An 18,451-nucleotide genomic window follows, 5' to 3' on the forward strand; every position below is an offset into this window, starting at 1 on the left:
TTTTCGGGAACTGGTCTCGGCCTTCGAGCGCGCCGGAGGGCTGGTGCTGCAGTTCAGGCGCGGAGCTGGCCGCACATGGCGAGCAGCAAATACGCGATGGTGAGAATGATCGCCCATGTCGCCGGGGTAATGAGGGCGCGATTCGGGGGAGCAGCCTTGGTGAATGAGGAGTGGTTCATGGCGTGAGAGGTTTTGACACGCCAATCCTCACACGCTGCGCAGTGCTTCACCATCAGACCCCCGGCCTACGACCAAAGTCGGATCAATCCTTGTCAAAAAGCGGCAGCCTCACGGTGAAGGTCGTGCCCTGGCCCACGTCCGAGTCGATCTCCATGCTTCCATCATGCAGGTCCACGCAGCGCTTCACGATGACCAAGCCGAGACCTGTGCCTGGGATCTCACCGACATTGCTGCAGCGGTGGAAAGCCTCAAAGAGACGCGGGGTTTCATGCTTCGGAATGCCGATGCCGTGATCGATGACCTGGAACACCGCGTCTTTGCCCTCCCGGCGGCAGGTGAAGATCACCTCACTGCCTTCAGGGGAGTATTTGACCGCGTTTGCGATGATGTTGCTGAAGATGTGCCGCAGCAGTGATTCGTCCGCCCTTGCGCCGTCGATATCGCCCTCAGGCCGCCAGACGACGGTGCACCGGCGGTTCGTGGCGGAGAGGGCTTCATCCGTGAGTTTTTCAGCCAGGATGCTGAGATCTGAGCTCGCAGGCTTGCAGGGCAGTTTGCCAGCCTCCACACGGCCGAGCACCAGCACCTGCTCCATGAGGCCGGCCATGTGGCGGGTGGAACTGAAGATGTCCTGCTGCAGTTCCTGGCGTTGTTCTTTGGGCAGGCGCTCATCATAGTGGCGCATGAGCTCAATGGCGCTCATGATGATGCCCAGCGGGGTACGGAACTCATGACTCACCATGGTGACGAAGCGTGACTTCAGCTCACCGAGCTCGCGCTCCTGCGCCAATGCGCGTGTGAGATCTGCCTGCGTCTGGCTGAGCTCGGCGGTGCGCTCGTTCACGCTCTGCTCCAGCAGTGCGGCGACCTCGGTTTTGATGCGGTTGGACTTTCTCAGCGCCGCCACCCAGCCGCTGAAGACCAGCAGCACTGCCGCCGCGCCGCCACCCCACACCCAGATCTGACGTGTGCGCACCGCAGGCGAGACCCCGAGGGAACGTGCATCTCCGGGAGACATGAGCCAGAGCTGGCGTGGATCACGGTCTGTAGCCTTGTCCACCATGGCGCGGAGCAGCACTTCATCGTCAATCTTGAGTGTGTCAAAAGAAGCGCGGCCTTTCTCATGATGCGAGGCAGGGATCCTGACCCCATCTGATTCCAGCAGCATCGTGGTGCGCCAGCTTCCGCGGTCGATCGGGATCTGCTGCAGCATCAGCAGGCGGCCGCGCACCTCCACCAGGTCTGATGTGTGCGCACCCTCAGCCACTTCCGGAATGGTGGTCTCCACAGGCAGCACCTCCACGCGGCTGCCAAGCGTGCGGATCTGGCACTCCTTCATGTCCCAGCCATCTCCCAGAGTGCCCTCCACCGGACTCATGGGCGAGCCCATGACTTCCACCTCATCTCCAATGGCCAGATCAGGCCATGTGCCGCTGTCAGCGTACAGGGTCGCGCCGGTGCCAGATGTCCTGCTCCAGGGGCGCTGAAGCAGCACGCAGATAGCGCCCCCTGTGCCGCGGACGTAGATGAGCTCAGGTGAAGTGCGGCCGACGAGGGTGCCGCGGACACGCACCCGGTCCGCCAGCGGCACACCCTTCGCGGCCACGGCAGCCACGGTGCTTTCGGGGACAGCAAAAGGGTCCTCGCTGCCTGGTCGCACGACCTTCACATACGAAGGGGAGGGGACGAGCAGCAGATCACCCGGGCTTTGCAGCAGGCTGCGGCTGATGCCGGTGAAGCGCAGCTTCGCTCCATGCATGCCAGTGGGAAAGGTGGTGGAGGGCACGTCCCGCACATGGACGATGTACTGTGAATGCGGTCCCACGATCGAGTAGGACAGGACGTTGTTCTGCTGCATCCAGCCGGTGACCACGCCTTCCACGCTGACCCATTCATCATGGTTTCGCAGGGCTTTCACCTCCTCCAGCTCCATCTCCTGCGGTGGAGGTACAGGAGCCGTGCCGACCACACGGACATGACACCAGCTCAGACCGAACGTCTTCAGCTCTGAACCCGTTTCATCCACCACAGATCCTACCACCTCCACCAGGTCTCCTTCTTTCAGATCAGGCCACTGTCCGGCATCGCCATAGATGTAGTCTTTCTCCTCCGGGCCGCGTGGCACGAGCAGATAGCAGATCATGGCCCCGTCTGGTGCCTGCACGATGAGCTTCCGCTCCTGGGTGCGGGCGGTGAGCACCGCCTTTACGCGCAGTCGTTTGCCCGGCTCTACCTTGCGTTCCATCACATCTTTGATGGAGACCAGTGGCGCATCAAAGATACTCTGCGTGCCTGCCTCCAGGATTTCCACCTGCTTGACGTCCGGGACAAAGAGCACGCGACCGAAAGCGGGTGTGCTGACAACAGCGCCCGTCACTCGCAACTTGGCTCCATTCAGCCGGCGGGGGATCACGGACTCCTCAGGCGCGGTCACATACGCCTTCACGAAGCCGTCTGGAGAAACCACGGTGATCTCCAGGTCAGGAGCCTTGTACTTCCACTCCATCACATAACCTTCCAGGTTCACCCATTGATCATAGTTCTCCGGAAGGTTGAAGGTCTTCAGCGTCACGGATCTGCCCGGTGGCAGCGCGGCGGTGCCGACGATGTCCACGCTATCCGAGATGACGCGCGGATAGTACCTGCCACCAAAGGGGGTGGAAGTGGTATGGCCGGTGACCTCCACGAGGTCTCCCTGCTTCAAGGTCTCCTGCCGGCGCTTCAGCACGCCGACGGTGCCGGTGCCATCATTCAGGGTGAAGAAGCTGAACATGGTGCTCACGCCCATCACGGTGCCTTTCAGCTTCACGGGCTGGGGGGTGGATTCAGCCTCACGTCCGTCCAGCGCCAGCACCTCGCTGATCTTTGTCAGCGGCACCTCCTCCTGCGCCAGGACACTGCCTGACAGGCCGAGAAACAGCCAGAGGAGTGTGGAAAGCGAACGCGCCGTTAATATCATCAGGGAATACGCTACATCCAGCCAGCTCCCCCCGGCTAGATCAAGTATATCCGTCCGTATCCGACTTTCGTCGGATACGCCTGGTGCAAGACTCGAGATCTTCGATCCGTGCGCGGGCTGTTTGGAATCGCCGCCAGAAATTGTATTCCCCTGGAGAGAGGAGGCAGCTAGGGTGCGGCGCTTATGAAACCTGAAAGCAGTCTTCTCCCGAAGCTTTGGACGGTGCCGGAGGCCATCAGCAGCCGCCTCGGACGTGAACCTGGACCGCAACGATCCATGCTGGAGGAGGGGCATCTCATGATCATCCTGCACCAGCTGCCGCTCCCCGATGAGCACGACCGCAAAGCGGCGCTCTTCTGGCGAAACCCGCAGGGCGAGTGGAAAACCAACCTCAAGGGAATCGGCGTGGCGGCTCTGACCGAGCATCTGCGAGGCTTCGACAACAAGCTGGAGGAGCTGGAACAGGCGGAGAACAGGGCCAACACCGCCACGGAGTATCACATGGTGCTGGAGCAGATCGCCCCGGTGCTGCGAGCCTCGCGCGGCACCCACCGGGCTCTCCAGCAAGCCCGCGAGCTGCTGAAGAGCGAGCGTGAGCTGATCAACCTTCGAGATCAGGCGGCCGGCATCGAGCGGAACGCGGAGCTGCTGCTGCAGGATGCGCAGTTTGGCCTGAATTTCACCGTGGCCCGGCAGGCGGAGTCCCAGGCGGCGACCGCCCGGCAGATGGCGGCCACGGCGCACCGGCTGAACCTGCTGGCCGCGCTTTTCCTGCCGCTCACCGCCCTGGCCAGCATCTTTGGCATGGAGTTTCACAGCGGCATGCAGGACACGCCGCTGCACTTCTGGCTCATCTGCGTGGCGGGTGTGGTGCTGGGCATGCTGGTCATGTCCACCCTGATGAAGCGGGAGTGAGGTTGGTGAGATGATGTGATGGCCGCGCTTGTGTCTCAGCGCCGGGCTGTGCTATGAGGCGGGCGCATGAAGGTCAGCATCTTTGGTCTCGGGTATGTGGGCGCGGTCACCGCCGGGTGTCTCGCGGAGCAGGGGCATGTCATCATCGGCGCGGATGTGCAGCCGGAGAAGGTGGACGCCTTTAACACGGGCCGCTCTCCCATTGTGGAGCCTGAGCTGGATGACCTGCTGAACACGGCCCGCCGTGAAGGCCGTCTCTCCGCCACCACAAGCGCGCAGGAAGCCGTGCTCGGCTCGGACGTCAGCATCATCTGCGTGGGCACCCCCTCGTTGGAGTCCGGCGGGCTGAACCTCGACTTCGTCCGCAAGGTGAGCGAGCAGATCGCGGCCGTGCTGCGCAGCAGCGGCAAGAAGCACGTCATCCTTTTCCGCAGCACCATGCTGCCCGGCAGCACCCGCCACATGGTGGATGATTTCCTCACCGATCTGCGCGCCTCCGGCCAGATCCGCATCTACTACTGTCCCGAGTTCCTGCGCGAAGGTACGGCTGTGAAAGACTTTCGCACACCCTCGCTGGCCGTTGTTGGCACGCATGATGGTCAGGCACCTGAAAGCTCCGAGGCCCGCGAACTGCTCGGTGGTGAACCCGCTGTGCTGGGCTGGGAAGGGGCGGAGATGATCAAGTATTCCTGCAATTACTTCCACGCGCTGAAGGTGGGTTTTGCCAATGAGATCGGCCGCTTGTGCAAGCATCTCGGCGAGGATGGTGCCCGCGTGATGCAGGTGGTGTGCAGTGACACGAAGCTGAACATCTCCAGCTACTACATGAAGCCCGGCACGCCCTTTGGCGGCTCCTGCCTGCCGAAGGATGTGAGCGCGCTGCTCTCCTTTGGCCGTCAGGAAGGCATCTCCCTGCCCCTGCTGGCAAACACGCTGGACTCGAATCAATCCCACCTCGAGCTGCTGCTGAAGCTCATCACCAGCAAAGGTCTGCGCAAGGTAGGCCTGCTCGGCCTTTCCTTCAAAGCGGACACAGACGACCTGCGCGGCAGCCCCATGGTTGCCGTGGCGGAAAATTTGCTGGCCCGTGGCTATGAGGTGCGCATCTACGATCCGAGTCTGAATCTCTCACGTCTCATCGGCGCGAATGCCGCTGAGATGAAGCGCCGCATGCCGCATCTGGAGTCTCTTTTGAAACAGGAGGTCGGTGAGGTCATTGAACACGCGGATCTGGTGGTGGCTTCGAAGAAGTGTGCGCCGCTGGAGGTGCTGAAGCCGCTCGTTCGGCCTAACCAACTGGTGATCGATGTGAACGGCTGGCGTGATCTGAAGACGCTGCCGTGGAGTTACGAGGGGCTGTGCTGGTCTTGAGGAAACGTACTCATGCGCTTTAGCGCGTGAGAGCCAGGCAAGCCGTGAGATTGGTTTCGCCTGGAGAGATTCGAGGTCCCTGGAGATGGCAAGGCGGGTGCGCGCTAAAGCGCTGCACTAATTTGGCTCAATGTGCACATCATCGAGATCAAAGCTCTGCTGGGTGCCTTGTTGAGCGGCGACGAAGACGATCTTTCCCGCATGGCGCATTACATCACGCCAGGAGCATGCTTGGGTGCTGGGGATCCAGCCGGCGGCCTTGGCCTGCTCGTCGGTCCAGTCATAGCGGATCGTGGTGGAGATGGTTTGCCAGTCGGTGGTGAAGGGTGGCAGCTTTTCATAGCTCCACTGGTAGACATCGCGGGCAAAAATCTCCAGCCGGATGGCGCCGCCGGGCTGTGTGGCGCGGATCCTGGCACTCAGCGTGACTTTATCTCCACCGAGAAGCACAGGCCAGTCACCCGGCAGCGGCTGTGCATGGGCGATGGGGCGCAGGTTCTTGCCGCGTGAGATGGTGATGAAGCCATCGGGATGATGGGTTGCCTGATCGATGCCCTTCCAGCCTTGGTTGTCCTTGTCGAAGGTGAAGCGCAGGCCATCACGCTGCACGGGAAGCTTGGGGAGTGGTGTTACTTTTGGTTCGGGCAATCTTGTGTCGACGAGCGTGACGCCCGAGATGGAGTAGAGCTTGGCTCCCGGCGAGAGGTGAAGTCGCAGACGGAAGGTATCGCCCTCCGCCGGAAGTTTCTCATGCGTCACGTCACCGTCTGCGGAGAAGGTGATGGATTTGCCGGAGGCTCGCAGGACTCTTGTGGTGAGGATGGCGGTTTTGGAGGTGTCTTCAGCCTGATAGGAGGCGAAGCCGTCTTCACGCAAACGAGCGAGGCAGAGACTGGCGCCGCGCTTCCAGCCGAGATGAATGGTGGGGCTGCCGCCATAGTAGATCATGAGCTTGCCATCCTGCTGCACCGGCGGGCCTGCCTGGGCATAGATGCAGCCGCTGTCATAGCTGCCTTTGGCACCCAATGGCAGAAAGGCGGTTCCAGGCTGCACTCGCTGCCAGGTGATGGAGTCTGGGCTCCAGGCCAGCTCGACATCCACGACGCGGTTGTTGTCGAGATGATACATCATCACGTAGCCGAGATAGATGCCTGCATACGGAAACACCGTGAGCGCATAGGTCTGCGTGGCCTTGCCTTCGTCGAGGGTGCTGCGCAGCACCACGCCGCTGCTTTTCCAGTTCAGGAAGTCCGTGCTTTCAAGCCGGCTCACCAGTCTCTCACCGAGATACATCTTGGTGAACCAGAGGTATTTGCCGCTGCGCGTGTCGTAGAACGCATTGTTATGCGTATCGCCTTGCTTGGCGGAGAACCCCAGCATGTCCTGCGGTGCTGACCAGTGGATGCCATCCGCGCTGAAACAGGCATGCGGTTTGCCCAGGCCGGTGTCATAGACCATTTTGTAGCGACGTGAGGCGTCAGGATCATGCAGGTCTTTGAAGACGCCCACGTTTGGGCAATCGCGTGCCACGATGTTGTTGTCGCTGCTGCCGTCAAACTTGTGAAGACCGAGCGCCGGCTTCTTCCAAGTCAGGCCGTCCTTGGAGTTCGCATAGAGCAGATACCAGCCTACGTCATGCACGGTGGACGGGGCATCCATTTTGGCGATGACGTCCTTGTCTGCGAGCACGTCCTTGTACCAAAGCTTCCACTGCTGCTCATCACTGTCCCAGGTGACGTTGGGGTAATAGTTGTTCGTCGCATTTTCCCACGGCTGATCCGAAGGGAGCAGGGGATTCTCGGTGGCCTTTTCGGGTGTGCCAAGCGCAAGGCGTGCATTCTGCGCGTCTTCGATGACTCGCGTGTCCAGCATGAGCAGTTTGTCCTCCTGCGGTGGGACAATCGTTGGCTCAGCCGCATGTGTTGCGGCAGTGAGGAGAAGCAGGGCTGCGATGCGCATGAGGTGTCATACGCAGTTGAACAAAGTACTCATGCGCTTTAGAGCGTGAGAGCCAGGCAAGCCGTGAGATAGGTTTCGCTTGGTGAGATTCGATGCCCCCGGGAGATGTCATCGTCTGTGCGCGCTAAAGCGCAGCACTACTTTAGACGACTGGATCTGGACACACGTCCCGGCGCTGGCATTTGAGGCAGTGGTCGCCGAGGTAAAAGGTATCGAGAAAGCTCATCATTTGGCTGATAGTCTCACAGTCCTCGGTGACGATGCCTGCTTCGAAATTGCGGCGATGATCGCTCTTCGCGCCCAGGCCGGCGCCGGTAAGATTTGCGGAGCCGATGTAGGCGATGCGACCATCGGCGATGATGCACTTCATGTGCATGCGCGGACAGAGGATGCGGCTGAAGAGATCACTCTCGATCAGCTCGGGAAAGCGGTCGAAGTCGGCACGGAAGCGCGGTCCGGGCTCCTTGGCATGAATGAGGCGCACCTCCACGCCTTCACGCACCTTTTCTGCCAGCACCTGCAGGAAGGGGATGAACTTCTTCCCACGGCCCACATGCAGATCTTTTAAGTCGGCAGTGACCAGCCAGAGCAGTTTTTGCGCGGCGGGCACGATCTCCTGGAGCACCGCGGTGTAGGTCTCCTGGTTGATGACGAGACGCGGCGCGCTCATTCTTGGTTAGGCTATTCCGCTGTCTCCACCAGTTCCGCGCTCACCATACCTTGAGTGACGTGTCGCGGCTGGGCAATAAGGTCCACCAGGCGCTCAAAGGTCTCCCTGCCACGGGTGATCTCGATCTCCACACGAAGGAAGTAGATGGGGATCTCGCCCGGTGGCAGCTTGGGAAAGCGGACGTAGTCTTTTTCGGTGGTGAGGATGGCATCCGCGTCCGCTTTCACGCAGCGGTCGATGAACTGCGTGATCTCTTTCTCTTCAAAGCGATGGTGGTCGGTGAAGCGGGCATGCCACTGCACCTTGGCGCCGAGTTTGCGGCAGCCGTTTTCAAAGCTTTCCGGCACGGCGATGCCTGACAGGGCGCCGACGTATTTGCCTTTGAAGGCATCCAGTGGCAGGCGCTCGCCCGTGTGGATGTCTTGATAGTAGACGGGGCGGTGACGACACTCGATGATGTCGGCCACGGGATTGTATTTCTCGATCTGGCGGATGATGTCCGCGCTGTCGCCGTCAGATTTGGTTAGGAAAATGTAGCTGGCACGACGCAGGCTTTTTGGGGGCTCGCGCAAGGTGCCGCGTGGCAGCATGTAGCCAGTGCCAAAGGGGGCGGTTTTGTCCACGAGCACGATGTCATGGCGATGCTTGAGGCGGAGGTATTGCAGGCCATCATCCAGGATGAGCACGTCCGCACCGAATTTGCGGATGGCATGGTGGCCTGCCTTCACGCGATCGCGATCCACCACCACGGGCACGCCCTTGCAGTTGTGCGCCAGCATGAAGGGTTCATCGCCCGCGTTGTGGGAATCCAGCAGCACGCGCTCGCCATCGCTGACCACGCGCGGCAGCATGGCCTTGGGCTTGCGCGCCAGGCCCAGTTTGGCCGCGATGCGCCAGCTGAGCGGGTGTTTGCGCTGGCGCTTGCTTTTATAACCACGGCTGAGGATGGCCACGCGGCGGCCGCGATCTCGAAGAGACTTGGCGAGTAGTTCCACGACCGGAGTCTTGCCCGTGCCACCGACCGTGATGTTCCCCACGCTGATCACCGGCACGCCGAGGTGATGATCGTGGATGTAGCGCTCGCGGTAGAGGTAGAGGCGCAGCTTCACCGCGCCTTTGTAGATGCCGGAGAGGAACCAGAACACAGTGCGCAGCATGGACGCGCGAATCCCACGACGGTTGTGGATGATCACGTCGATGATGTATTGCTCGAGATCTTCGAGAGTGTCCTTCATGCGGGCCTCCGAGACTGCCGCAGGGCAGGGGAGGGCACAAGCAGGAAGGGTCTTGAAAATCAGGGCTTTCGCCAGGTGTCCTTCACGTCTCTCCGGGTGTAGCCAAGGTCCCAGGCGGCCTTCACGACCTCGTCGAGGAAGGCATGACTCTTGACGATCCATTTCTCCTCCATGTCCATGCTCCAAAGCAGTTTGCGGACAAGGGCCTCGTCCAGGCGCCCTGTGGCGAAGAGAATGGAAAGCAGCCGCAGGTCTTTGGGTCTGCCCACCAGTAGCTTGGAGACGGCCATGTCGTGCGGGTTCAGTGCCCACACATTCGGGTAACCCTCCAACGGCACTAAAGGGTCGCGAAAGTCGGCGGGGAAGTTGGCGAAGACGTCAGGCTTGATGATGTCTGCATAAACACCGTTTTCTTGATCATAGAGACTGAGTCTGCCGATGGCCTTCTGTAGAGTGATCGCAGTCTCCTCCTTCCAAGGATCAAGTATCAGGTCCGTGTCACGCGTCTGAAGGTAAGTATCAACGGTCTCCGGAAGATCAGGCCAGGTGGCAAAAGCAGAGGTGGAGCCGAAGATGATCAGCGGTGTCTCAGGGATGATCTTCCTAGCCTCCGAGAGGAGGCTGTTCAGTGACGCGAGATCCATGAAAAGGATTGTTTCTCCTGCTCATCCAGGACGGCGGGAAAGGGATCGTAGCCGCGAAACTCGCGTGCTTCCTCGTCATCACGCCGAAGAAGGCTGGTGAGCGTGAGGAAGCCTTGTCTCGTCGATTGTGCCGAGAGAATCACCTGACGCCATTCATCGAGCTTGGGTTTCGCCCAATGCCCGTGATTGACCCAGCGATCGATGGTCTCCAGCGCGACATCCAGCAACTCCGGCTGCTTCTCAAACTTGTCCGCCAAGTAGCAGAAATAGGCATGCTCCATCTCGTCCCCGGAGGGATCGTGGTAGGGCTGCCTGGAACTACTCATGGCGGGAGTTTACCCTTCAAATGAGGAGCTGGCAAGGGGGGCTCGGTTGGATCAGGCCTCTCCTGCGATGACAGGCGAGGCTGTGCCACGGCCCTTCTCCAGCAGGGTGCCGAGGCTGGCGACCATGCCGCCGATGTCGCTGAGATTGGAAGGGATGATCATGGTGGTGGAGGTTTTGGCCAGCTTGCCAAATTCTTCCACATACTGCTCGGCCACGCGCAGGTTCACGGCTTCACGACCACCAGGAGTGTTGATGGCGTGGGCGATGAGCGCCAGTCCCTGGGAGGTGGCCTGGGCCAGCAGCTCGATCTCGCGGGCCTTGCCCTCGGCTTCGTTGATCTGGCGGATCTTGATGGCTTCAGACTGCTTGATGGCTTCCTGCTTGTGACCTTCCGCGACGTTGATGCGGGCTTCGCGGTCACCTTCAGACATGGCCACCTGGGCGCGGCGCTCACGCTCGGCACGCATCTGTTTCTCCAGGGCATCCTTCACGGACTGCGGCGGATTGATGTTGCTGATCTCATAGCGCATCACCTTCACGCCCCAGGGCTCGCAGGCCTTGTCCAAGGCATCGACAATGTTCGCGTTGATGCTGTCACGCTCCTCAAAGGTGCGGTCGAGGTCCATCTTGCCGATCTCGGAGCGCAGCGTGGTCTGCGCGAGCTGCGAGGCGGCGGCGAAGTAGTTCGTGACGCCATAGGTGGCCTTCATCGGATCCAGCACCTGGAGGAAAAGCACGCCGTCGATCTCGATGGCGATGTTGTCCCGCGTGATACACATCTGGGAAGGCACGTCGATGACCTGCTCCTTCAGCGAGTGCTTGGCGACCACGCTGTCGAGGAAAGGAAAGAGCACATGGAAGCCTGCATCCAGGGTGCGGGAGTATTTACCGAGACGCTCAATGACAAAGGCGTTCCTCTGCGGCACCACGCGGGCGCCTTTGGTGATGGCGATGACGACAATGGCGGTGAAACCGAGCGCGGCGATGGTGCCAAATTCAAGGATCATAATGGGTGGGAGTGGGATTGTTCGTTAGGCGTGGTGTGAATCAGAAGATCGAATCAAAGAGCGCTCACGATGAGCATGAGGCCGTCACGAGCCGTGATGATCACCATGTCTCCGCGACTGTGGACGCTGGTGGAGCGGGCACTCCATTGCGCGCCTTTGAACTCCACCTTGCCGGTGACCTGCGGGCTTATGGCGCTGACGACGCGCGCTTCCTTGCCGATGAATTCTTCATCGACTTCAAGCGCACTGCCGGCCTGGGACCTGCCCATGAACCAGTCTTTGAAAGTGCGGCGCAGCCCCACCAGCAGCACGATGGAGGAGATGGCGAAAACGGCGGTCTGCGAGGCCAGCGTGGTGGTGAGGCCTAACCATGTGGTGAGCGAGGTCACCCAGGCTCCCATGCCGATGAAGATGAGGATGATGCCCGGCACGAAAAACTCCGCCAGGATCAGGACCAGTCCGACGATAAACCAAAGGATGCAGGGCTCGGGAAGCATTTGTGTGCTTCACCCCTGCGAAATCCAGCGCCTCCCACCATGAGAAAACAAAGGCCTGTTTGTAACCGAACCAATTGTCGGTCAAAAACAGGCCCGAAGACTCTCCTGGGTCTGCCCAGGGATCAAACTCAGCGCAGCTTCAGCTTCTGGCCGGGGCGGATGAGGTCGCCGCTCAGGCCGTTGGCAGCCTTGATCTTGGCCACGGTGGTCTTGTTTTTGATCGCGAGACCGTAAAGCGTGTCACCCTTGGCCACGGTGTGTGTGCTGCTGCCAGTGGACTTCTTCGCGGTGCTCTTGGACTTCGTGGAGGAGGACTTCGGCTTGGTGCTGCTGGCCACGGTCTTTCGCGGTGTGCTGGAGCTGCTGCTAGCCGTGCTACGCGTCGGGGTGCTGCGAGGGGGAGTGCTGCTGGAGCCGTGGAAGGCGTAGGGGTCGGCCTCGACTGGAGCCACAGGAGTCTCGTAGCTCGGCACGCTGCTGCCGCCACCCGAGACGTGGCCTGGCTGCCCTGGATATGGGTTATAGCCGCCGTCCGCCGGATAGTTGGACACATACGGGTCGCTCACGGAGCTCGACGATTTGGTGGAACCAGTCTCACAGGAAACAAGTCCAGCAGAGACGGCGACGAGGGCGAGGAGACGGGCGGAGGATGTCAGGAACATGATAAAGGCAGGGAGGCTTCGTCGGGGAAGGGCGGGTGAGTATGGTTTTCCGTTGGTTTTGTTCAACTTGAAATCCCGGGGTCTCCTGGGGGACGACTGGAGCCGCTCGATGGAGGCGCAGGCGGACCGAGGCGATCCTGGAGCAGCTCCTTGATCTCTCGCAGTTCGGAGCGCAGCTGGAGCACCTCGCCGTAGATATCATCCACCTCGTCCTGGTGGTTCCGGTTGTGGAACTCCATGATCTTCGCGCTGATGAAGGCCGTTAATGTGGCGTAGAGGGCGATGCCGCAGATCATGACCACACCGCCGACCATGCGGCCCTGGGGCGTGACGGGGTAGTGGTCGCCATAGCCCACGGTCGTGACCGTGGTGAGGGTCCACCAGAGAGCGTCGTAACCACTGCGGATGTTGGATTTCTCTGTCTGCTCGACCTCCAGGATGATCAGGGCGGCGCCGATGGTGAGCATGAGCGTCAGCAGCAGGGTGAGGGCGATCACCGCGCGCGCGGGGTCATTCTTTACAAGGCGCATGATGGCCCGGCCTGAGCGCACCGCGCGCAGCAGCAGGAGGAGGCGCATCAAACCCACCAGACGGCCCCAGCGCAGGGCATCCAGGCTCGGGATGCTGGCGGCGAGGTCAATCCAGCCCCACTTCAGGTAGCCGAGCTTGGAGGGGGCGGTGATGAGCTTGCGCAGGAAATCCGCCAAAAACAGGCAGCAGAGGGCGGTGTCCACCACGTGCAGCACCACCAGCACCTCGGGGTCGATTTTCAGGGTCATCTCCACCACCATGAAGGCCAGGACGAATATGGAGAGGCAGGCAATGACGAGGTCCCAGAGCCCCAACTGACCGCGGGGAGGCAGCGGCTGGGCTTTTTCAGCGGAGAGGGAAGGCTTCGGGAGAGCGGACTCCATGCCCGGCATAGTGATTCAGTCCCCGCTTTTTGGGAATCTGATTTTTGCGGCGCTGTGAGAGACGGATGCTGCGAGATTTGACGCTTTTGCATCGTTTAGTGCGCCCCTGACATCACGAAAATCGGCTGAAACCAGTCTTGCGGTTTTTCACCCCGCTCCCTAGTTTCGCCTCCCCCACACATGAAAATTGGCTTCAACCTCCTCCTCTGGACCGGTCACGTGACCGAAGAAAACTTCCCGATCATCGAAAAGCTCAAGGCCGCAGGCTATGATGGAGTCGAGGTCCCGATCTTTGATGTCAGCAATCCGGGCCACTTTGCCAAGATCGGCCAGGTGCTGAAGGATAACGGCCTGGAAGCCACCGCCGTGACCGTGCTGCCGGACGAGGCGCACAATGCCATCTCCCCGGTGGCTGCCAACCGCCAGGGCGCCATCGACCATCTGAAGCGTGTGATCGACTGCGCTCACAATGCCAATGTGCAGACTCTTGTGGGCCCCTACTATCAGGTGCTGGGTAATTTCACCGGCAAGTTCCCTTCCGAGGAAGAACTGGCCAACGCCGCTGAGGTGCATCGCGCCATCTCTCCGATCGCCGAAGCCGCTGGCGTGAAGTGCGCCATCGAGGCGCTGAACCGCTTTGAGTCCCACCTGCTGAACACGATGGAGCAGGCCTCCAGCTACGTGAAGCGCGTGGACCACCCGAACTTCGGCACGATGTATGACACCTTCCACGCGAACATCGAAGAGAAGAACCCCTTCACCGCCATCGACACCGTGTTTGCCACCGGCAAGCTGAACCACGTGCACATCTCGGAGAATGATCGTGGCACGCCTGGCCGTGGTCACATCAACATCACCGAGCAGATCCAGCACCTGAAGAAGATCGGCTACGATGGTTGGATGACCATCGAGGCCTTCGGCTCCGCGCTGCCTGACCTCGCTGCCGCCACCCGCTGCTGGCGTGACTTCTTCCCGACCACCGAGCAGGTGTATCAGGAAGGCATCGCGCTCATCAAGAAGGCTCTTGCCTGATCCTTTGTTAATCCTGGAAACGAAACGCTACGTTAAGCAACCATCCTATGAACAACGAAAAGACCCCAACCACACGCCGTGATTTCATCGGCAAAACCGCTGCCACGGCTGCCGTCACCTCCGTGGCCAGCTCCGGCCTGACGATCGCCCAGTCCGCGAATGTCGCCGGCAGTGACAAGATCAAAGTCGGCCTCATCGGCTCCGGCGGCCGCGGTTCAGGCGCTGCCAACCAGGCGCTGAGCACGAAGCAGGAAGGCATTGTCCTTCATGCCGTGTGTGATGCCTTCAAGGAAAAGGCCGAGGGCGCCCTCTCCAACCTGCGCACCAAGCACGCTGACAAGGTGCAGGTGGACGACAGCCGCATCTTCTCCGGCCTGGACGGCTACAAGAAGGTCATCGACTCTTGCGACCTCGTCATCCTCACCACCCCTCCCGGCTTCCGTCCGTATCACTTCGAAGCCGCTGTGAACGCGGGCAAGAACATCTTCATGGAGAAGCCTGTGGCTGTGGATGCTCCAGGCGTGCGCAAGGTGCAGGAGATGGCCAAGATCGCTGATGAGAAGAACCTCAAAGTGGTGGTCGGTCTTCAGCGCCGTTACCAGAACTGCTATATCGAAGCCCTGAAGCAGGTGAAGGAGCAGAACATCATCGGCGATATCGTCTCCGGCCAGGTCTACTGGAACGGCGGCGGCATCTGGTTCCGTGATAAGCAGCCCGGCCAGTCCGAGCTCATGTACCAGATCAACAACTGGTACTTCTTCACCTGGCTCTGCGGTGACCACATCAACGAGCAGCACATCCATAACATCGACGTGGCCAACTGGTTCATCGGCGGTCATCCGGAGAGCGCCCAGGGCATGGGTGGCCGTGAGCAGCGTGTGGACAAGAAGTTCGGCCAGATCTTTGACCACCACTACGTGGAGTACACCTACGCCAACGGCGTGCGCGTGAACAGCCAGTGCCGCCACCAGTCCGGCGTGTACAATGCCGTGCGCGAGGAGTTCACCGGCACGAAGGGCAAGATCTACCTCATCAACAGCGGCGCCTGCTATGCCGTGGATCACAAGGGCAACACCATCTGGAAGTATCGTCCATCCGGTGATGCTGGTGGTGCCGCCGAAGGCGAGCAGAAGGGCAAGAAAGCCCGTCGCGGCACGGACCCTGATCCGTACCAGACCGAGCACGACACCCTGCAGGCCGCCATCCGCGACAACAAGCCGCTGAACAACGCCTACTACGGCGCTGAGTCCACCATGACCGCCGTCCTCGGCCGCATGGCCACCTACTCCGGCAAGGAGATCAAGTGGGACGAAGCCCTCAACAGCAAGGTGCAGCACATGCCCGCCATCGTCACCGCCGAGACCGAGGCTCCGGTCAAGCCGAACGCCGAAGGCTGGTACCCAGTCGCCATCCCTGGCCAGAAGGTCGAGGGCGTGGAGATCGTCTAACCCCTTTGAGCCGCTGCGTGGAGAGTTCGCTCTCCCCAGTAAGCTCGCGCCCCGGTCTGCTTCGGCGGACCGGGGCTTTTTTTGTTTTTGGTTAGGCGGGAGCAGTTCCGGAAAGAATTGAACCGCTGATATGACGCTAATGAGACGCTCATATCCAAGGCATTTTATTAGCGTTCCATTAGTGTCATATCAGCGGTTAAAATGGTTTCAAAATGAGTGTCATGAAGCTTCATTAAACAGCATGGCCAAAGCACCTTCCAAAGCCTTCACCCGCATTCGTGCGGAAGTCATTCGTCTGGTGGGCCTGATCCCGGAAGGGAAGTTCACCACCTATGGCAGCATCGCCGTGCACATGAATGTGGTGGCGCGGCATGTGGCCACGGTGATGAGTCATCTCACACTTGAGGAATCGAAAGCGCTGCCCTGGCATCGCGTCGTGAGTGCGGATGCGCGCATCAGCCCGAACATGAATCCGGAGACCGCCAAGAAGCAACGCAGGCGTTTGAAGGCGGAAGGTATGAAGATCAATGCCGAGGGTTACATTCAAAACACCGATGAGCATTTTCATGTCGTGGGGCCACGAAGGGAGATTCGGTGGAGTGAGGTGAAGGACGAAGCTTGAGGGACGGGCGGATAGACATGGACTGCGGCAGCCTTGCTGCCGCTTTGGTGTTGGGCAGCCTTGCTGCCGGGAAAAGAGCCTCGATTAAACTCCTGACATTTGCGTGTTGGCGACGGCCAGCAGGGCTGGCCTGGAGAAAGCGGCAGCGGGCTGCCGCAGTCCAAAGCTGCGCGTCATGTCGCTCGGGGAGTTACTCAGGAGGCGTTGGCGAAAACCGCGACATCACCATCTCGACTCGGATCAGGTCGGATTCAGTCGGATCGCCCTCAGAACACACCGTTAGCGGCTGTAAACAGCGCCCGTCTCTCTTCCGCGTTTTCCGTGTGTTCCGTGTGTTCCGTAGGCCCTCCTTCATAGAATCCAGCTTGGATCTGGCTGGATTAACTTGGATCGACTTCGAGCCCCTCATCACCACTCGGATCAGGTCGGATTCAGTCGGATCGGCTCCCCGTCTCTGAAACCACCGTGAACAACCGTCAACCACGGTGAACAACTGTAAACGGCCCCCGTCTCCCTCTCGAAACGACAAAGCATTTCCACTCCATCGGTCAGGTCGAAAGAGGTCATCAAAAACAAAGAAGGATCTCATCAAAGAAGCCACAACGGGCAGCCTCATCCTCCCGCCAAACCCATGATTCCCCAAGTGACCCAAGCGGACCCTTTGGACACCGCGAACTCGCCCCCAAATCGTAAATCATAAATCGTAAATCATAAATGCCCGTTCGCACCCGCGCCCGCGGCACTCCTCCCAAGCTCCTACTTCGCCAACACTCCCAAAATCTCCGTCACGGCGATCCAGCCGAACATCACCAGGGCGATCGCCAGGACGATGTTGCTGAGCCATCTATTGCGCAGCTCGCCGATCCAGTCCCTGCGGTTGTTCAGATATAGCAGCAGCGTGGCGAGCAGCGGCACGGAGAAGGCTCCGATGATGGTGAAGAGCAGCACCACAGACACGGGCTTGTTGGCAAACAACAGCACCAGCGGTGTCCCCGCGAGAAAGAGCAGGTAGCCGCGATAAACTCGAGTGTTCTTGTATTGGGTGACTTCGGCCGGCGGCTGTTTGGCGTTCCGGCGATGCGCCATGAAGTCCGCAAAGAAATACGGCACGCCCTGCCACACCCCGAGCATGGACGCGAACACCGCGCACCAGAAGCCGATGAGGAAGGCCCAATGACCCACCGGCCCGAGCGCAGATTCCAGTCGCGAGGCCACCTCGAGCGCCATGCCATTGCCTTGGGTGACCACCGCATTGCAACCCGCCGCCACGATGGTGAGCGCGACGGCAAAGACGACCGTGACGCCATAAGCGAGCAGCAGGTCCATCCGCACGGCACGCCTATGACTGGGGCCGGTCCAGGCATTCTCACGGATCCAGTAGTCGTAGCAAAGCATGGTCATGCTGCCGCCGATGCCGCCGAAGATGGTGAGTACGGACTTGCCAGAGTTTGGCGGAAAGCTGGGCCAGAAGAGATCACGCAGCAGCTCCAGGCCATCCGGCTTCAGCAGGATGGCGCAGACCAGCACCGTCAGCACCATCACACCCACGAGGATCTTCATCACACGCTCAAACAGATCAAACTTCCCGCCCCAGACGAGCGCCGCCGCCATGACGGAATGAATGATGCCCCAGGCCCAGGTCGGCAGTTGTGGAAACAGGCTATGCCCGGCCAGACCACAGGCACTGGCCAGCGACGCGCCGACGGAGAAGGTCCAGATCAGTAGGTAGAGGAAGAAGAACTGACTGACCCAGCGCGGCAGCCGCTTCATGCAGGCCTCGATCATGGTGCTGCCGGTGGCGAGCTGCCAGCGCGCCATGCTTTCATTGAGCGCCCACTTCAGGATCACGCAGGCCAGCATGGCCCAGGCGAGTTGCGTGCCAAACTTCGCACCCATCACCGTGGCCGTGACCACATCTCCCGCGCCGATGCCCGCTGCCGCGAGGACCAAACCGGGCCCGAGGGCTTTGAAGGGAGTCAGGAGAGAGAGCTTGGGCATGCGGCTGAATC

At 60.5% G+C, this 18,451-nt stretch carries 17 protein-coding genes; 5 read left to right on the plus strand and 12 right to left on the minus strand.

Going from position 1 to position 18,451, the window contains the following annotated elements; genetic code table 11:
* Positions 1 to 53: 53 nt before the first annotated feature.
* Together BGE01nite_RS29695 and BGE01nite_RS05680 are read right to left on the minus strand one after the other, a co-directional pair.
* On the minus strand, positions 54 to 179 hold the full coding sequence (locus BGE01nite_RS29695; RefSeq protein WP_281292034.1) for a hypothetical protein: 126 nt from the start codon (positions 177 to 179) through the stop codon (positions 54 to 56).
* An 83-nt stretch (positions 180 to 262) separates the two neighbouring features.
* Positions 263 to 3,139 carry an ATP-binding protein gene (locus BGE01nite_RS05680; RefSeq protein WP_170266621.1) on the minus strand — a complete coding sequence of 959 codons (2,877 nt, stop codon included), beginning with the start codon at positions 3,137 to 3,139 and terminating at the stop codon, positions 263 to 265.
* A 183-nt stretch (positions 3,140 to 3,322) separates the two neighbouring features.
* Here BGE01nite_RS05680 and BGE01nite_RS05685 point away from each other — a divergent pair, with 183 nt between their 5' ends.
* The gene (locus BGE01nite_RS05685; protein ID WP_146849336.1) at positions 3,323 to 4,054 is read left to right on the plus strand and encodes a CorA family divalent cation transporter; all 732 of its coding nucleotides are present in this window, start codon (positions 3,323 to 3,325) and stop codon (positions 4,052 to 4,054) included.
* 66 nt (positions 4,055 to 4,120) lie between these two features.
* Positions 4,121 to 5,425: a nucleotide sugar dehydrogenase gene (locus BGE01nite_RS05690; RefSeq protein WP_146849338.1), complete on the plus strand. Its 1,305-nt coding sequence runs from the start codon at positions 4,121 to 4,123 to the stop codon at positions 5,423 to 5,425.
* Positions 5,426 to 5,542: 117 nt separating this feature from the next.
* Here BGE01nite_RS05690 and BGE01nite_RS05695 read toward each other — a convergent pair whose 3' ends face one another.
* From BGE01nite_RS05695 to BGE01nite_RS05735, 9 genes are all read right to left on the minus strand, one after another.
* Complete coding sequence (locus BGE01nite_RS05695; RefSeq protein ID WP_146849340.1) at positions 5,543 to 7,384, minus strand: hypothetical protein; 1,842 nt, start codon at positions 7,382 to 7,384, stop codon at positions 5,543 to 5,545.
* 142 nt (positions 7,385 to 7,526) lie between these two features.
* On the minus strand, positions 7,527 to 8,054 hold the full coding sequence (locus BGE01nite_RS05700) for a phospholipase D-like domain-containing protein (protein ID WP_146849341.1): 528 nt from the start codon (positions 8,052 to 8,054) through the stop codon (positions 7,527 to 7,529).
* A gap of 11 nt (positions 8,055 to 8,065) precedes the next feature.
* On the minus strand, positions 8,066 to 9,289 hold the full coding sequence (gene lpxK / locus BGE01nite_RS05705; protein WP_146849343.1) for a tetraacyldisaccharide 4'-kinase: 1,224 nt from the start codon (positions 9,287 to 9,289) through the stop codon (positions 8,066 to 8,068).
* A 59-nt stretch (positions 9,290 to 9,348) separates the two neighbouring features.
* Positions 9,349 to 9,933: a DUF6036 family nucleotidyltransferase gene (locus BGE01nite_RS05710; RefSeq protein ID WP_146849345.1), complete on the minus strand. Its 585-nt coding sequence runs from the start codon at positions 9,931 to 9,933 to the stop codon at positions 9,349 to 9,351.
* Positions 9,915 to 10,259: a hypothetical protein gene (locus BGE01nite_RS05715; protein ID WP_146849347.1), complete on the minus strand. Its 345-nt coding sequence runs from the start codon at positions 10,257 to 10,259 to the stop codon at positions 9,915 to 9,917. The genes BGE01nite_RS05710 and BGE01nite_RS05715 overlap by 19 nt, the downstream gene beginning before the upstream one ends.
* Before the next feature lie 51 nt (positions 10,260 to 10,310).
* The gene (locus BGE01nite_RS05720; RefSeq protein WP_146849349.1) at positions 10,311 to 11,267 is read right to left on the minus strand and encodes an SPFH domain-containing protein; all 957 of its coding nucleotides are present in this window, start codon (positions 11,265 to 11,267) and stop codon (positions 10,311 to 10,313) included.
* A gap of 53 nt (positions 11,268 to 11,320) precedes the next feature.
* Positions 11,321 to 11,764, minus strand: a complete 444-nt coding sequence (locus BGE01nite_RS05725) for an NfeD family protein (RefSeq protein ID WP_146849351.1) — start codon at positions 11,762 to 11,764, stop codon at positions 11,321 to 11,323.
* A 128-nt stretch (positions 11,765 to 11,892) separates the two neighbouring features.
* A complete protein-coding gene (locus BGE01nite_RS05730) occupies positions 11,893 to 12,426 on the minus strand; it encodes a LysM peptidoglycan-binding domain-containing protein (RefSeq protein WP_146849352.1) in 534 nt (177 codons plus the stop codon).
* A gap of 62 nt (positions 12,427 to 12,488) precedes the next feature.
* On the minus strand, positions 12,489 to 13,340 hold the full coding sequence (locus BGE01nite_RS05735) for a potassium channel family protein (protein ID WP_170266622.1): 852 nt from the start codon (positions 13,338 to 13,340) through the stop codon (positions 12,489 to 12,491).
* A gap of 180 nt (positions 13,341 to 13,520) precedes the next feature.
* On the opposite strand from BGE01nite_RS05735, the gene BGE01nite_RS05740 reads away from it, so the two are divergent.
* From BGE01nite_RS05740 to BGE01nite_RS05750, 3 genes are all read left to right on the plus strand, one after another.
* Positions 13,521 to 14,372, plus strand: a complete 852-nt coding sequence (locus BGE01nite_RS05740) for a sugar phosphate isomerase/epimerase family protein (RefSeq protein ID WP_146849355.1) — start codon at positions 13,521 to 13,523, stop codon at positions 14,370 to 14,372.
* A 47-nt stretch (positions 14,373 to 14,419) separates the two neighbouring features.
* Complete coding sequence (locus BGE01nite_RS05745; protein WP_146849357.1) at positions 14,420 to 15,820, plus strand: Gfo/Idh/MocA family protein; 1,401 nt, start codon at positions 14,420 to 14,422, stop codon at positions 15,818 to 15,820.
* A gap of 241 nt (positions 15,821 to 16,061) precedes the next feature.
* Positions 16,062 to 16,442, plus strand: a complete 381-nt coding sequence (locus BGE01nite_RS05750; RefSeq protein WP_146849358.1) for an MGMT family protein — start codon at positions 16,062 to 16,064, stop codon at positions 16,440 to 16,442.
* A gap of 756 nt (positions 16,443 to 17,198) precedes the next feature.
* Here the strand turns inward: BGE01nite_RS05750 and BGE01nite_RS05755 are convergent.
* Positions 17,199 to 18,440, minus strand: a complete 1,242-nt coding sequence (locus BGE01nite_RS05755; protein WP_146849360.1) for an Nramp family divalent metal transporter — start codon at positions 18,438 to 18,440, stop codon at positions 17,199 to 17,201.
* Between the last annotated feature and the right edge of the window lie 11 nt (positions 18,441 to 18,451).

This window comes from Prosthecobacter gellanilyticus (genome assembly GCF_007992435.1).
Classification (GTDB): Bacteria; Verrucomicrobiota; Verrucomicrobiia; order Verrucomicrobiales; family Verrucomicrobiaceae; genus Prosthecobacter; species Prosthecobacter gellanilyticus.

Coding starts and splice junctions, on each gene's coding strand:
- BGE01nite_RS29695 (WP_281292034.1), bottom strand. CDS start 179: ATGAACCACTCCTCATTCACCAAGGCTGCTCCCCCGAATCGCGCCCTC.
- BGE01nite_RS05680 (WP_170266621.1), bottom strand. CDS start 3,139: ATGATATTAACGGCGCGTTCGCTTTCCACACTCCTCTGGCTGTTTCTC.
- BGE01nite_RS05685 (WP_146849336.1), top strand. CDS start 3,323: ATGAAACCTGAAAGCAGTCTTCTCCCGAAGCTTTGGACGGTGCCGGAG.
- BGE01nite_RS05690 (WP_146849338.1), top strand. CDS start 4,121: ATGAAGGTCAGCATCTTTGGTCTCGGGTATGTGGGCGCGGTCACCGCC.
- BGE01nite_RS05695 (WP_146849340.1), bottom strand. CDS start 7,384: ATGCGCATCGCAGCCCTGCTTCTCCTCACTGCCGCAACACATGCGGCT.
- BGE01nite_RS05700 (WP_146849341.1), bottom strand. CDS start 8,054: ATGAGCGCGCCGCGTCTCGTCATCAACCAGGAGACCTACACCGCGGTG.
- lpxK (WP_146849343.1), bottom strand. CDS start 9,289: ATGAAGGACACTCTCGAAGATCTCGAGCAATACATCATCGACGTGATC.
- BGE01nite_RS05710 (WP_146849345.1), bottom strand. CDS start 9,933: ATGGATCTCGCGTCACTGAACAGCCTCCTCTCGGAGGCTAGGAAGATC.
- BGE01nite_RS05715 (WP_146849347.1), bottom strand. CDS start 10,259: ATGAGTAGTTCCAGGCAGCCCTACCACGATCCCTCCGGGGACGAGATG.
- BGE01nite_RS05720 (WP_146849349.1), bottom strand. CDS start 11,267: ATGATCCTTGAATTTGGCACCATCGCCGCGCTCGGTTTCACCGCCATT.
- BGE01nite_RS05725 (WP_146849351.1), bottom strand. CDS start 11,764: ATGCTTCCCGAGCCCTGCATCCTTTGGTTTATCGTCGGACTGGTCCTG.
- BGE01nite_RS05730 (WP_146849352.1), bottom strand. CDS start 12,426: ATGTTCCTGACATCCTCCGCCCGTCTCCTCGCCCTCGTCGCCGTCTCT.
- BGE01nite_RS05735 (WP_170266622.1), bottom strand. CDS start 13,340: ATGGAGTCCGCTCTCCCGAAGCCTTCCCTCTCCGCTGAAAAAGCCCAG.
- BGE01nite_RS05740 (WP_146849355.1), top strand. CDS start 13,521: ATGAAAATTGGCTTCAACCTCCTCCTCTGGACCGGTCACGTGACCGAA.
- BGE01nite_RS05745 (WP_146849357.1), top strand. CDS start 14,420: ATGAACAACGAAAAGACCCCAACCACACGCCGTGATTTCATCGGCAAA.
- BGE01nite_RS05750 (WP_146849358.1), top strand. CDS start 16,062: ATGGCCAAAGCACCTTCCAAAGCCTTCACCCGCATTCGTGCGGAAGTC.
- BGE01nite_RS05755 (WP_146849360.1), bottom strand. CDS start 18,440: ATGCCCAAGCTCTCTCTCCTGACTCCCTTCAAAGCCCTCGGGCCCGGT.